Annotated in this window: 5 protein-coding genes; all 5 read right to left on the reverse strand. The window is 72.4% G+C overall.

Annotation, left to right across the window (positions count from 1 at the left end):
• Window positions 1-5: 5 nt before the first annotated feature.
• Window positions 6-920 (reverse strand): DMT family transporter, encoded by a 915-nt coding sequence (locus BUE42_RS27290; protein WP_073468441.1) that lies wholly within the window; start codon window positions 918-920, stop codon window positions 6-8.
• Between the two features lie 2 nt (window positions 921-922).
• The gene (locus BUE42_RS27295) at window positions 923-1,888 is read right to left on the reverse strand and encodes a DMT family transporter (RefSeq protein ID WP_073468442.1); all 966 of its coding nucleotides are present in this window, start codon (window positions 1,886-1,888) and stop codon (window positions 923-925) included.
• Window positions 1,885-8,457 (reverse strand): type I polyketide synthase, encoded by a 6,573-nt coding sequence (locus tag BUE42_RS27300; RefSeq protein ID WP_073468443.1) that lies wholly within the window; start codon window positions 8,455-8,457, stop codon window positions 1,885-1,887. Before BUE42_RS27300 ends, BUE42_RS27295 begins: the two co-directional genes overlap by 4 nt.
• Window positions 8,454-8,642 (reverse strand): hypothetical protein, encoded by a 189-nt coding sequence (locus BUE42_RS33205; protein WP_073468444.1) that lies wholly within the window; start codon window positions 8,640-8,642, stop codon window positions 8,454-8,456. The genes BUE42_RS27300 and BUE42_RS33205 overlap by 4 nt, the downstream gene beginning before the upstream one ends.
• A gap of 191 nt (window positions 8,643-8,833) precedes the next feature.
• The gene (locus BUE42_RS27310; protein WP_073468445.1) at window positions 8,834-14,608 is read right to left on the reverse strand and encodes a type I polyketide synthase; all 5,775 of its coding nucleotides are present in this window, start codon (window positions 14,606-14,608) and stop codon (window positions 8,834-8,836) included.
• Window positions 14,609-14,682: the final 74 nt, after the last annotated feature.

Here is a 14,682-nt window from a genome sequence, read left to right on the forward strand (position 1 = left end):
TGAAGTCACTTGGGGACGATCCTTTCCACGGACGGTTGCCACAGCCAGAGCGCGAGCAGCGCCAGCGCGATCCACACCGCGCCGAGCATGTCGCGGTGCGTGAAGGCTTCGCCCGCGGCGCCCCACTCCACCAGCGCCATGCACAGCAGGTGCACGTGCAAGGTCGGCGCCACCTGCGCGACCGGCGCGCGCTCGCAGGCGCGGTCCAGCGCCCACAGCGCGAGCAACCCGACGATGCCGATGCCGGCCAGCAGCACCGCGTCGTGCAGGTTCGGCGTGACCCAGACGAAGGGCATCAGCGGCGTCAGCAGCGCGAACACGCCGAGCGCGGTGAAGAACAGGTTGGCCCGCACCGGCTCGTCGCGCAGCGAGCGCGTCATCACGACGTAGACGCTGAACGACAGCGCCATCGCGAGCGGCAGCAGCGCGCCGGCCCACGAATGCGGCAGCGACGGCTCGGCCATCACCGCCGCGACACCGCTGCCGATCGCCGCAACCGCCCACACCCAGCGCGGCACGCGTTCGCCCAGGGCCCAGCGCGCGAAGCCGAGGATCAACAACGGCGCGACCCAGAACATCGCCCACACGGTGCCGGGCCGGTCGCCGGCCGCGAGCGACAGCGCGAAACTCGCCGGCATCACCAGCATCAGCACCGAGCGCGACAGCTGGAAGCCGACCCGCTGCGTGCGCCACAGCCGCGACGGCGCGCGCCAACCAACGATCAGCAGCAGGCAGGCCAGGTGCGCCGCATAGCGGCACCACACCACCTGCATCAGCGAGTAGTGCAGTTGCAACCGCGCACCGAACACGCCTTCGACGAAGGCCCAGGCCGCCGCGAACAGCGCGAGCAGCAGCATCGCGCTGCGGCCCGGGTCGCGCCGGACGAAGGAGGATGCGAAGGCGGGCGGCGCGAGGTTCATCGTCAATGCCTCGTGTCGTCGTCCAGCGGCACCGGGCCGGTGGCCGATTCCAGCGCCATCGGGCCGGTCATCGGAACGCGCTGCCCCGGCAGGTCGCGCGCCACCGCGGCGCGCCACAGCGCGAACGCGATGCCGCCGACCATCGCCAGCCCGAGCGCAATGCGCAGCGACGGCAGGTGCCCGCGGGCCGCCAGCGACACGAGCGTCAGGCAGGCCACGTGCACGTACAGCGCCGGCGCGATCCACGGCAGCGGCGAGCGGCGCAGCGCGTGCTCCAGCAACCACAGCGCGACGAAGCCGACCACGCCGAGCGCGGCGAACACCAGCGCATCGTGCAGCGAGGGCATCACCCACACGCCGGGCAGGAAGGGCAGCACGCCAAGCAGCCCGCCCAGGCCGACGTAGAACAGGTTGGTCATGACCGGCTCATGGCGCAGCGAACGCGTCAGCGCGAGGTAGGCCGCGAAGGCCAATCCCATCAGCAGCGGCACCACCGAGGCCTGCAAGGTGGTCGGCCGGGCCGGCTCCAGCATCGCGATCGTCGCGCACAGGCCCGCGGCGGCGGCGATCCAGACGAACAGCGGCGCCTTCGACAGCAGCCAGCCGCGTGCCAGCAGCAGCGCGAACACCGGCGCGACCCACAGCCCGGTCATCGCGAGGTGCGGCGACGCGCCCTGCAGCACCGCGACGCCGAACGACAGCGGGATCGCGAGCATCAGCGCTGATCGAACCAGTTGCGCAAACGGACGGGTCGTGCGCCACAGCGGCGTCTTGCTGCGCCAGCCCCACACCGCGCCCATCAGCGCGAGCTGCACCGCGAAGCGGCAGCCTTCGATCTGCAGCACGTCGTAGCCGCCCTGCAGGCGGGAAGCGATCAGTTCGAGCACGGCCCAGAGCGCGGAGAACGCGAACGCGAAGCCCAGCGCCGCGCGAGCCGACGGCGCCCGTGTGTGCTTCGGGCGACTCACAGCGAGCCCTCCTCGTACGCAGCCTGCGACGCTGCAGCCGGTGCCGTCGGCGCCCCCACCGCGAGCGACGTCTCCGCCAGCACCGACGCTGCCAGCTGCGCAATGCTCGGCCCCTTCAGCAACGCCGCCACCGCGACCTTCGCCTTCAGCGCGGTCTGGATGCGGTTGCGCAGCTCCATCGCCATCAGCGAGTCCATCCCCATCTCCATCAGCGAGCGCTGCGGGTCGACCTGGTGCGAGGCCGGCAACGCCAGCACGCGCACGATCTGCTCCGACAGGAAGCCGACCAGCAGCGCGAGCCGGTCCTCGGCCGGCGCCTGCGCCAACTGCGCGAGGATGTCGACCTGCCCCACCCCACCGGCCGGTGTCGCGGCCCGCACCGGCGCCGCCTGCACCAGCTCGCTGAAGAACGGCCCGAGGTTGCGCGGCAGCCGCGCGCGCACCAGCGGCATCGCGGCCATCTGCGGCGACCGGGCCGACGCGAGCATCTGCTTCATCATCGCGACGCCCTCGTGCGGCGCGATCATCCCCAACCCCATCGCGGCCCAGCGCCGGCGGTGCTGCTCGCCGATGCCCGCCGCCATGCCGACCTGCGACCAGCTGCCCCAGTCGATGCTCAGCGCATGCTGGCCGCGCGAGCGGCGCAGGTGGGCCAGCGCATCGACGAACGAGTTCGCCGCCGCGTAGTTGCCCTGCCCCGGCGAGCCGAGCAGCGCCGCGCCCGACGAGAAGCCGATGAAGAAATCGAGCGCCAGGTTCGCGGTCAGCTCGTGCAGGTTCCAGGTGCCGCGCACCTTCGGCGCCATCACGCGGGCGAAGCGGCGCATGTCCTGCTCGGCCAGCATGCCGTCGTCGACAAGGCCCGCCGCATGGATCACGCCGCGCAGCCGCGGCAGTTGCGCCGCGACCTGCGTGACCAGGCGCGTCATCTGCCCGGTGTCGGCCACGTCGGCCTGCGCGACCAGCACCTGCACGCCGTCGGCGCGCAGCGCATCGATCGCGGCCTGCGTCTCGGGCGACGGCGCGCGCCGGCCGACCAGCACCAGGTGGCGGGCGCCCTCGGCGGCCAGCCATTGCGCGCTGACCAGGCCCAGCCCGCCCAGCCCGCCGCTCACCAGGTAGCTCGCGTCCGGCCGCACCGGCGGCGTGCGGTGCTGCGTGACGACGATCTTGCCGACGTGGTGGCCCTGGCCCATGTAGCGGAAGGCCTCTTCGGCGCGCTCGATCGGGTAGAGCTTCTGCGGCAGCGGCTGCAGCACGCCGGTCGCGAAATCGGCCAGCAGCTCCTGCAGCATCTCGCGCACGAACAGCGGCCGGGCTGCGGCGATCTCGCCGAGGTACAGCGGGTGGTAGTGCCGGCCCGGGAACTCGTCGGCGACGCGTGCGGCGTCCCAGATGCCGGTCTTGCCGATCTCGATGAAATGCCCGCCGGGTTTCAGCAGGCGCAGGCTGGCCGGAATGAAATCGCCGGCCAGCGAGTTCAGCACGATGTCGACGCCGTCGCCGTTGGTGTCGCGCAGGACGTCGTCGACGAAGCTCAGCGAGCGCGAATCGGCCACATGCTGCACGCCCAGCCGCTGGGCCAGCGCGCGCTTGTGCGGCGAGCCGGCGGTGCCGAAGATCTCGGCGCCGGCCCGCTTCGCGAGCTGCGCCGCCGCCATGCCGACGCCGCCGGTCACTGCATGCAGCAGCAAGCGGTCGCCCTTCTTGATGCCGGCCAGGTGCTTCAGCGCGTACTCGGCGGTCAAGAAGGTGACGGGGATCGTCGCCGCCTCGGCGAAGCTCATCTGCGGCGGTTTGCGCACCGTCAGCGACGCCGGCGCGAGCACCCAGGTCGCGAAGCTGCGGTCGACCATCGCGATCACCTCGTCGCCGACCTGCAGGTCATCGACGCCGGTGCCGACGGCGGTGATGACGCCCGAGCATTCGTTGCCGAGCGGCCCGGGGTCACCGGGGTACATGCCGAGCGCGTTCAGCACGTCGCGGAAGTTCAGGCCGGTCGCGAACACGCGGATCTCGACCTGGCCCGCGCCGGGGGCTTCCCTGGTCACCGGCTGCAGCGCGAGGTTCTCGAGCGAACCGCGCTCGGTGATTTCCAGGCGCAGCGGCTGGTCGTCGGGAACGAAGACGCCGGGCACCAGGCGGGCGGCGAGGCGCGTACCGTCGCGCAGCGCGATGCGGTCTTCGGCGTCGGCTTGCCAGAGGCTGGCGAACAGCAGCTCGGCCTCGTCGGCGCGCACGACCGGGTCGAGGTCGATGCGCACGCAGCGCGCGAGCGGTGCCTCGGACGCGATGACGCCGCCGAGCCCCCACACGGTTGCCTGCACCAGGTCCGGCACCGAGCCCTGCACCGGCTGCGCGCCACGCGTGACCAGCCAGCGGCGCGCGCTCGAATCGCCGAGCGCCTGGGCGGCGTGCAGCAGGTTGCCGAGCAGCAGCGCCTGCGCGTTCTCCATCGCCTCCAGCGAGTGGGCGACCGGCGGCACCAGCGCCCACAGCACGACGACGCCTTGCAGCGGGCGAGGATCGGCCTGCGCGGCCTCGTCGATCGCGCGGCGGATCTGCGCGCTGTCGGCGGCATCGACCTGCCAGCCTTCGGCCAGCGCCGCATAGCCATCGCCGCGGTAGACCAGCGCGACACCGGCGCCTTCGGCTTTCAGGCGTGCGGCGAGGGTGGCACCAACGCCGGTGCGGTCGGCCAGCACCAGCCAGCGGCCTTCAGCACCCACTCCGTTCGCCGTTGCAGCACTGCCGTTCGCCGCCGCCCCCTCTCCGTTCGCCCTGAGCCTGTCGAAGGGGCCCTCCGAGGTATGCGCCGGCTTCGACAGGCTCAGCCCGAACGGAGGTGGGGGGCTCGGCCCGAACGGTGCAGGTCGCCACTCGGTCTCGAAGGCCCAGTCGGACGCCGCACTGACGGCCGGTAGGCCAGCCACGCGCTGCAGCGCTTCCCGCGTGATGCGGCGCAGCTCCAGCCCGGACAGCTCGGCCAGCACGCGGCCGTCGTCATCGAGCAAGGTCAAATCGGCGCGCAGCACGTCGGCATCGCGCGCGGCGGGTTCGACGCGCACCTGGCACCAGGCCTGCGCCGCCCCGCCTTCGAACACGCGGTAGCCGGCCAGCCCGACCGGCACGCAGATGTCGTCGCTGCCGAGCGGATCGTCGGCCCACGGCAAACCGAGGCCGATCAGTTGCAGGCAGGCATCGAGCAACGCCGGGTGCAGCACCAGGCCCGCGGTCGGCAGCCCTGCCGGCAGTTGCACGCGGCCGAGCACCTGCGTGCCGTCGCGCGCGATCGACGTGATGCCGCGGAAGGCCGGCCCGTAGTGCGCACCTTGCGCAGCGAGCTTGTCGTAGTACGGCTCGACCGGCTGCGTCGGCGCACCGGCCAGGCGCCACGCGCCGTCGACCGCCGGCGCGTCGCCGCGGCCGGGCATCAGCGTCGCGCTCGCATGCAGGCGCCACGCGGCGTCATCGGCGGCGCGGCTGAAGACCTGCACCGTCTGCGCGTCGGGCGCGATGGCGTCGGCCGGCGTCACGATCACCTGCAGCGTCACGCCGCCCTGCTCCGGCAGCACCAGGCCTTCGCGGATCGCGAGGTCCTGCAGCCGCACATCCTCGCCACCGCTGACCTCGCGCGCGGCAGCCTGCATCAGTTCCAGGAAGCCGGTCGCCGGGAACAGCGTGAAATCGAAGATGCGGTGGTCGACGAGCCACGGCTGATCGCCGAGCCCGATCGTCGACTGGAAGATCGGCAGCGGGCTCGCGACCGTGCCGCCGAGCAGCGCATGCGGCGTGCGGGTCGCGCCGAGCGCGTTGCCGGTCGACGCGTTGCCGGAGCGCGGCTCGAAGCTCTGCCAGTAATGCTCGCGCTGGAACGGATACGTCGGCAACGTGGCCCGCGGCCGATGCCCGCCCTGCACCGCCGCCCAGTCCGGCCGCACGCCGCGCACGAACAACTGGCCCAGGCTGTCGAGCAGCGACACCACATCGTCGCGGCCCTTGCGCAGCGACGGGATCCATGCGCTGTCGGGCATCACGCTGCCGCGCTGCGCCATGTTCAGCAGCGTCGGCTGCGGGCCGAGCTCGATGAAGACGCGCAGCCCGTCGGCCTGCAGCGCCGCGATCGAATCGCCGAAGCGCACCGCGTCGCGCACATGGCGGCGCCAGTAGCCGGCGTTGCAGACTTCGTCGCCGGCCAGCCGGCCGGTGACGTTCGACGCCAGCACGAGCTGCGGCGGACGGAACTCGACCTGCGACGCGACCGCCTCGAACGCATCGAGCATCGGCTCCATCAGCGGCGAGTGGAAGGCATGCGAGACCTTCAGCCGCTGCGCCTCGATGCCGGCGACCGCGAGCCGTTCCAGCGCCGCGTCGACCGCGTCGCTGCGGCCGGAGATCACGGTGTTCTGCGGGCCGTTCGCCGCGGCGATGGCGAGCACGGCAGCATCGCGCGCGATCGCGGCGCGCACGGTGGCCTCGTCGCTGAAGACCGCCGCCATCGCGCCGTCGCGCGGCAGCGCGCCCATCAGCCTGCCCCGTTCGACGATCAGCCTCAGCCCGTCGGCCAGGCTGAACACGCCGGCCACGCAGGCCGCGACGTACTCGCCGACGCTGTGGCCCATCACCGCGGTCGGCTTGACGCCCCACGACTGCCACAGCTGCGCGAGTGCGTATTCGATGGCGAACAGCGCCGGCTGCGTGAACGCGGTGTCGTCGAGCCGCTCGGCGTCGTTCCACACCACGTCGAGCAGGCTGCGGCCGAGCAGCGGCGCGGCGATGCGCTCGCAGTCGTCGAGCGCGGCGCGGAACACCGGCTCGGCGTCGTACAACCCGCGGCCCATGCCGGCGTATTGCGCGCCCTGGCCGGTGAACAGGAAGACGAGCTCGGGCACCGTGCCGCCGGTAGCGCGGCCGCGCGAGGTGCCGGCGCTCGGGGTGCCGGCGCTGAATTCAGTCAGCCGCGCCTTCAGCGCGTCGGCGCTGTCGGCGACGACCGCGAGCCGCTCGATGAACGGCGAGCGGCCGACCGCGAGCGTCGCGGCGATCTGGTCGAGCGGCGCCGTGCCGGCGGCATCGACCAGCCGGCGCGCGGCGGCTTCGAGCGCGGGCGGGGTCTGCGCGCTCAGCACGAAGAGCTGCTGCGCGCGCGTGGCCGCCGGCACTGCGGCCATGGCCGGCGCTTCTTCGAGCACGACGTGCGCGTTGGTGCCGCTGAAGCCGAACGAGCTGACGCTCGCGCGCCGCGGCTGCCCGGTGGCCGCGGACCACGGCGTCGGCACCGTCGGCACCGTGATCGGCATCTCGTCCCACGCGATCAAATGGTTGCGGTTCTTCAGGTGCAGGTGCGGCGGGATCGTGCGGTGCTGCAGCGCCAACGCGACCTTGATGACGCCGGCCACGCCGGCGGCGGCCTCCAGGTGGCCGATGTTGGTCTTCACCGAACCCAGCATCAGGGGCGTGTCGGCCGCGCGCTGGCCGTAGACGTGGTGCAGCGCCTTGACCTCGATCGGGTCACCGAGCGGCGTGCCGGTGCCGTGCGCCTCGACATAGCTGATCTCGTCCGGCTTGACGCGCGCATTCGCGAGCGCAGCGCGGATCACCGCCTCTTGTGCGGTGCCGTTCGGCGCGGTCAGGCCACTGCTGCGGCCGTCCTGGTTCAGCGCCGAGCCCCGCACCAGCGCGACGATGCGGTCGCCGTCGCGCTGCGCATCGGACAGGCGCTTCAGCACGAGCACGCCGCAGCCTTCGCCGCGCACGTAGCCGTCGGCCGCGTCGTCGAAGGTCTTGCAGCGGCCGTCGAACGACATCATCCGCGCGCGAGAAGTGAGGATCGAGCCGTCGGCCGTCAGCGTCAGGTTCACGCCGCCGGCGAGCGCCAGGTTCGCTTCGCCGCTGCGCAGGCTCTGCACCGCCCAGTGGATCGCGACCAGCGACGACGAGCACGCGGTGTCGATCGCGACGTTGGGCCCGTGCAGCCCCAAGAAGTACGACAGCCGCCCGGCCGCGACGCTGTGCGCGGTGCCCGAGGGCGTATAAGCATCGCCGAAGCGCGAGCCGATCGCCTCGGACAGCTGGTTCGCGTAGTCGTGCGTCGTGATGCCCATGTAGACGGCGGTGGGGCTGCCGGCCAGCGACGACGGCGCGATGCCGGCGTGTTCGAGCGATTCCCAGGTCACCTCCAGCAGCAGCCGCTGCTGCGGATCGAGGCTGACCGCCTCGCGCGGCGAGATGCCGAAGAAGCCCGCATCGAAGCGGTCGACGTCCTTCACGAAGCCGCCCCAGCGGGTGTAGCTCTTGCCGGGCACGTCGGGGTCGGCGTCGAAGCAGGCGTCGGCATCCCAGCGCTCCTTCGGCACCTCGGTGACGCCGTCGGTGCCGCTCTCGAGGAAACGCCAGAAGGCCTCGGGCGTGTCGCCGTCACCGGGGAAGCGGCAACCGATGCCGACGATCGCGATCGGCTCGTGGCGCGCATGCTCGGCCGCCTTCAGCTTTGCCTCGAGCTGGTCGATGGCCTGCAGCGAGCGCTTCAGCAGCGCTGCGTAGTCGGGGGTCTGCCTCGTATCGGTCACGGGGTCTCCTGAGCAATGAAGGACTCGGCCCGAGCGCGGGCCTCCACACCGTTCGCCCTGAGCTTGTCGAAGGGCCCGATCATCCTGAGCTTGTCGAAGGGCCTGAGCTTGTCGAAGGGCTTGCTCGCATTGAACCGGGGCTTCGACAGGCTCAGCCCGAACGGAGTGGGGCTCAGGTCGAACAAAAGAACCGTTCGCCCTGAGCCTGTCGAAGGGCTGCCCTGAGCTTGTCGAAGGGCATGCTCGCTGCATGCGCCGGCTTCGACAGGCTCAGCCCGAACGGAGGTGGGCTCAGTCCGAACGGAGGTAGCTTCAGCCCGAACGGTGTGGAACTCCGCCCGAACGGGTGCGGGAAGGCCAGGTCGCACACGATCCATCACGACATTCCCCCCGCATCCATGCCATCCAGTCGCCGCATCAGCTGCATCGCCAGTTCATCCTCCGACAGCGCATCGAGCCCTTGGTCGGCAAGCGCCGCCGTTGGCGCCGCTACAACCGCGGCCTCGCCGAACTGATCCGCGAACACCTCGCTCGCCAGGTGCTCGGTCAGCGCCGCCACCGACGGATGGTCGAAGGTCACCGTCGCGGCCAGCGTGCGACCGACCGATTTGCCGAGCAGGTTGCGCAGTTCCACCGCCATCAGCGAATCGAGGCCCAGCTGGCGCAGCGGCTCGGTCACGTCCAGCTCGTCGGCGCGCTGCACGCCCAGCACCTTGACGGTCAGCCGGCGCACCTCGTCGCGCAGCACCGTCTTTCGGCGGGCCGGCAACGCAGCCGCCATCCGCTCGTGCAGCGACGCCACGGCCTGCACCGCTTGCGCAGGCGCACCGCCCGGCGCGGCCGCGGCCACCGCCAGCTCGCTGAACAGCGGCGGTTCGGTACCGGCGGCACGCGGCTCGCGCAGGTGCGCCCAGTCGCTCGCCAGCACCGCGATCTGCGCGGTCTCGAAGGGGCTGCGCGCGCCGTCGCGGCGCATCGCGTGGTCGAGCGCGGCCAGGCCATCGGGCGGCGCGATCGGCTGCAGCGAGCCGGGCTGCACCAGCCGGCGGTCGGCCGCGGCGCCGATCTCGGCCCACGGCCCCCAGTTGATGCTGAGCGTCGGCAGGCCCTGCGCCTGGCGGTGCCACGCGAGCGCATCCTCGAAGGCATTCGCCGCCGCATGGTTGACCTGGCCCGGCGAACCGGCCACCGACGCGCCGGACGAGAAGAGCACCATGAAGTCCAGCTCGCCGCACAGCGTGTGCAGGTTCCAGCTGCCGAACACCTTCGGGCCCATCACGCTCGCGAAACGCGGCCAGGTCTGGCCGGCAATCACGCCGTCGTCGAGCACGCCGGCCGCGTGAATCACGCCGGCCAGCGGCACGGTCACCGCTGCCAGCATGCGCTGCACGTCATCACATTTCGCCACATCACCAGTCACGAGCTGCACCTCGACGCCCCGCGTCCGCAGCCGGTCGATCACGCGTTGCGCGCGCTCGTCAGCCGCGCGCCGGCCCATCAGCACCAGGTGGCGTGCGCCCTGTTCGGCCAGCCATTCGGCGACACGCAGCCCGAGCCCGCGCAGCCCGCCGGTCACGAGGTAGCTGCGCGACGCATCGATGGCCAGGCTGCCGTGCGCCGGATGCGCCTCATGCTGCACCAGCCGCCGCGCCAGCCGGCGGCGGCCACGCAGCGCGAGCTGGTCTTCGCGCGACGCGGATTGCAGCTCAGCGACCAGCGCCGCCGCCGCGGTCGCCGCATCGGCGGCCGGGTCGAGGTCGATCCGGGTGCAGTGCAGCTCCGGATGTTCGATCGCCACCCCATGGCCGATGCCCCAGGCTGTCGCCTGCGCCGGGTTCGCGCCGTCGTGGCGGTGCGTCGCCTGCGCGCCGCGCGTCGCGATCCACAGCCCGGGCCGCGCGGTGCCGGCCTGCGCTGCCATCGTCTGCACCGTCTGCAGCAGCGCGCTGACGATGAACTGCTGGTCGCGCGTGATGTCATCGGTCGACAGCCCGGCGTGCGCCGCGAGGTCGAGCGCCTGCAGCTGCACGACGCCACGACATGGCAGCGGGCTGCGCAGCGCGTGGGCCAGCGCATCGGCCGTCGGCGCCACCAGCTCGGGCAAGTCGCCGGCGCGGCGCAGCTCGCCCATCAACGCATCCGCGAAGCCAGCCCGGTCGGCCAGCACCAACCAACGCGACGGTTCACGCTCGACCGAGGCCACCGGCGCTTGCGCGACGAACACCGCCTGCTGCGCGAGCACCGGGTGCACCGTCGCGCCCGGTAGCGGCGTCGGGTCCTGCAGGCCGTGCTGCGACAGCAGGGCCGTCCAGCCTTCGCGCGGCATCAGCGCGTAGCTGCGCCGCTGCGTGTCGGTGTACGCCCACCAGCCGTCGAGCAGGCCGACCGTCAGGTCGCCGAAGCGCTGCGGCGTGGTGCCTTCGAGCAGCACCAGCACACCGCCCGGGGCCATCAGTTGCCGCACGTGGCGGATCGTCACGTCGAGGTCGGGCGTCGCATGCAGCACGTTCGCGCCGAGCACCAGGTCGTAGCCGCCGGCCGTGAAGCCCTGCCCGGCCGGCGCGCGGCCGATGTCGAGCAGCTCGTAACGCATGAAGCCGTGCGCCGCGAACTTCTCGCGGGCACGGTTCAGGAACAGCGGCGAGACGTCGGTGAAGGTGTACTCGACGCGTGTGCCTTGGGTGGGCAGCATCGGCAGCACGTAGCCCGTCGTGCTGCCGGTGCCGGCACCGATCTCCAGCACGCGCAGCGGCCGACCGGCCGGCCACGCGGCGGCGAGCGCGCGCACCGTCTCGGCGATCACGCTGTTGTAGGTCTTCGCCGGCGGCGAGTTGCGGTACAGGCGCTCGGTGTCGTCGAGCGAGCCGCCGGGGAACAGCAGCGCGAGCGGGTCGGCCCGGCCGCGCAGCACCGCGGCCAGCTCGCGGCCGCAGCGGCGCGTGATCACCAGCTCGGCCTCGCCTTCGGGGTGCTGCGCGAGCAGGTCGTCGGCGAGCGTTTCGGGATCGGTCTCGTCCGGCGCACGGCGCACCACCCAGGTGGCGCCGTCGCGCACCAGGATGCCGTCTTCGCCGAGGATCGCGAGCATCCGCTGCACGAGGCGGGCGTGGGCGGGCAGCGTGTCGAAGCGGGTCGGATCGATCGCGGTGGCCGGCGCGAAGCCGCAGCCGAGCTGGCGCAGTGCGCGCACGACGTAGGCCGAGGCGAGGTGGTCCAGCCCGGTCAGGAAGCCGGCGTACCCATCGAGGCCGTTCTGCGCGGCCAGCGTGTCGACGCGTGGCAGTACGCGTGCCGCCAGCTGCGCGGGCGCGAGCGGGTGCAGCGCGGGGCGCTCGGTCTCGCGCCAGACGATCTCGTGGAGCATCTTCTGGACACGCGGCGCGAGGCCGGTGTCAGCGGCCACGGGCGCCGTGGGAGACGGCGGCACGGCCGACGCGAACGCCGGCCAGAAACGCTCGCGCTGGAACGGGTAGGTCGGCAGCGGCACGCGGCGTGCACCGCGGCCGGCGTCGAAGCCCTGCCAGTCGATGTCGACCCCGTGCACGAACAGCGCAGCGAGGCTGTCGAGCATCTGCTCGCTGTCGGGTTTGCCGCGCCGCAGCGACGGCAGCCAGCCGCCGCGCTCCGGCAGGCAAGCGCGGCCCAACCCGAGCAGGGTCGGGTGCGGACCGATCTCCAGGAACAGTTCGCAGCCGGCATCGGCCAGCGACTGCATCGCCGGCGCGAACAGCACCGCGGCCATCACATGCTCGCGCCAGTAGGTCGGGTTCGCGATCTCGGCGCCGATCAGCCGCCCGGTGACGTTGGACACCAGGTCGATGCGCGGCGCGCTGTAGTGGATCGTCTGCAGCACCTCGCCGAAGGCATCGAGCATCGGCGCCATCAGCGGCGAGTGGAAGGCATGGGACACCTTCAGCCGCGTGACGACGAGGCCGGCGGCCTGCAGCTGCGTGGCGATCGCGTCGACCGCCATCGCGAGGCCGGAAATCACGATGTTGTCGGGGCCGTTCACCGCGGCGACCGAGACCTCGCGGCGCCACGGCGCCAGCACGTCGGCAATGCGTGCCTCGCCGGCCATCACCGACAGCATCGCGCCGTTGCGCGGCAGCGCGCCCATCAGGCGGCCGCGCGCAGCTATCAGCCGCAGCGCGTCGTCGAGGCTGAACACGCCGGCGATGCAGGCCGCGACGACCTCGCCGACGCTGTGCCCCATCAGCGCCTGCGGCTGCACGCCCCACGACATCCACAGCGTGGCCAGCGCGTACTCGACCGCGAACAGCGCCGGCTGCGTGTACTCGGTGTCGTCGAGCGGTGCTCCGTCGCGGAACAGCACGTCGAGCAGCGGCATCGGCAGCTGCAGCCCGGCAGCGCAGCGATCGAGCGCGTCGCGGAACACCGGTTCGCCGTCGTACAGCCCGCGCGCCATGCCGATCGATTGCGAGCCCTGGCCGGTGAACAGGAACGCGAGCTTCGGTGGCCGCGCCGGCGCGGTGCCGGCCATGACACCGGTCGTCTCTTCGCCCGCCAGCCACGCCGACAAACGCTCGCGCGCTTCGGCCGGCGTCGCGGCGCTCACCGCGAGCCGCTGCGCAAAACGCGCCCGGCCGGTGTTCGCGCTGAAGGCCAGGTCGGCGAGCGACGCGCCATCGGCCAGCAGCGGCAGATGCTGCTGCACCAGCTCGCGCAGCGCCGCCGGCTGGCGTGCCGAGAAGCTGATCAATTGCAGCGGCCTCGGGTTCGCGACGACCGGCGCCACCTCGGGCGCCTGGGCCATCACCAGGTGCACGTTGGTGCCGCTGAAGCCGAACGAGCTGACGCCGCCGATGCGTGCAGCCTGCGATGTCGCCGGCCACGGCACGAGCGCCGTCGGCACGCGCACCGGCAACTCGTCCCACGGGATGAACGGGTTCGGCTGCTGCAGGTGGATCTGCCCCGGCACCTGCGCATGCTGCAGCGCCATCGCCATCTTGATCACCGCGGCGACGCCGGCCGCCGCCTCCAGGTGGCCCACGTTCGCCTTCACCGAGCCGAGCAGCAGCGGCGCATCGGCCGCGCGGCCCTCGCCCATCACCGCGCCCAATGCCTGCACCTCGATCGGGTCGCCGAGGGAGGTGCCGGTGCCGTGTGCCTCGACCACGCCGACCTCGGCCGGCAGCACATGCGCATCGGCCAGCGCATCGCGCAGCACCGATTCCTGCGCCGGGCCGTTCGGCGCGGTCAGGCCGTTGCTGCGACCGTCCTGGTTCGCGGCCGAGCCGCGGATCAGCGCGATCACCGTGTCGCCGTCGGCCTGCGCATCGGCCAGGCGCTTCAGCACCAGCAGCCCGCAGCCCTCGCCGCGCACGAAGCCGTCGGCGCGCGCGTCGAAGGCCTTGCAGCGGCCGTCCGGCGCCATCATGTGCGAGCGCGACAGCGCGACCGTGATCTCCGGGCTCAGCACCAGGTTGACGCCGCCCGCCAGCGCCTGGTCGCATTCGCCGCGGCGCAGGCTGTGCACCGCCTGGTGGATCGCGACCATCGACGACGAGCAGGCGGTGTCGATCGACACGCTGGGCCCGCGCGCGCCGAGCACGTACGACAGCCGACCCGACGCGATGCTGTGCGCGATGCCCGATGCGGTGTAGGCGTCGTAGCTGTCGACGCCGCCCTGGCGCAGCAGCTGCCAGTAGTCGCCGGCCGACAGGCCGACGAACACGCCGGTGCGGCTGCCCGCGACGCGTTCGGGGTTGATGCCGGCGTGTTCGAGCGCCTGCCAGGCCACTTCGAGCAGCAGGCGCTGCTGCGGGTCCATGCTGAGAGCCTCGCGCGGCGAGACGCCGAAGAAATGCGCATCGAAGCCGTCGACCGGGCCGACGAAGCCGCCGAAGCGGGTGTTCATCGTGCCGGGGTGGTCGGGGTCGGCGTCGTACCAGTCATCGATGGCCCAGCGTTCGACGGGCACTTCAGTGATGGCGTCGACGCCGTCGCGCACCAGGGTCCAGAACTTCTCCGGCGTGTCGGCACCACCCGGGAAGCGGCAGCCGATGCCGACGATCGCGATCGGCTCGCGCGCGGCGCCTTCGAGCGCCTGCACGCGCTGCTGCAGCTCGTCGGCCAGCAGCGCGAGGCGCTTCGGCGAAAAGTGACTGATGCGCTCCAGGAAGTCGGACATTCAAGGCCTCCGTGATGAGCGCAGTCCGGATGCGCGAGAAAGCCGGTTGGGCTGATATTTCCCGTTCGGGCTGA

Origin of the sequence: Rhizobacter sp. OV335, from assembly GCF_900142965.1 — a bacterium.
Taxonomy (GTDB): domain Bacteria; phylum Pseudomonadota; class Gammaproteobacteria; order Burkholderiales; family Burkholderiaceae_C; genus Rhizobacter.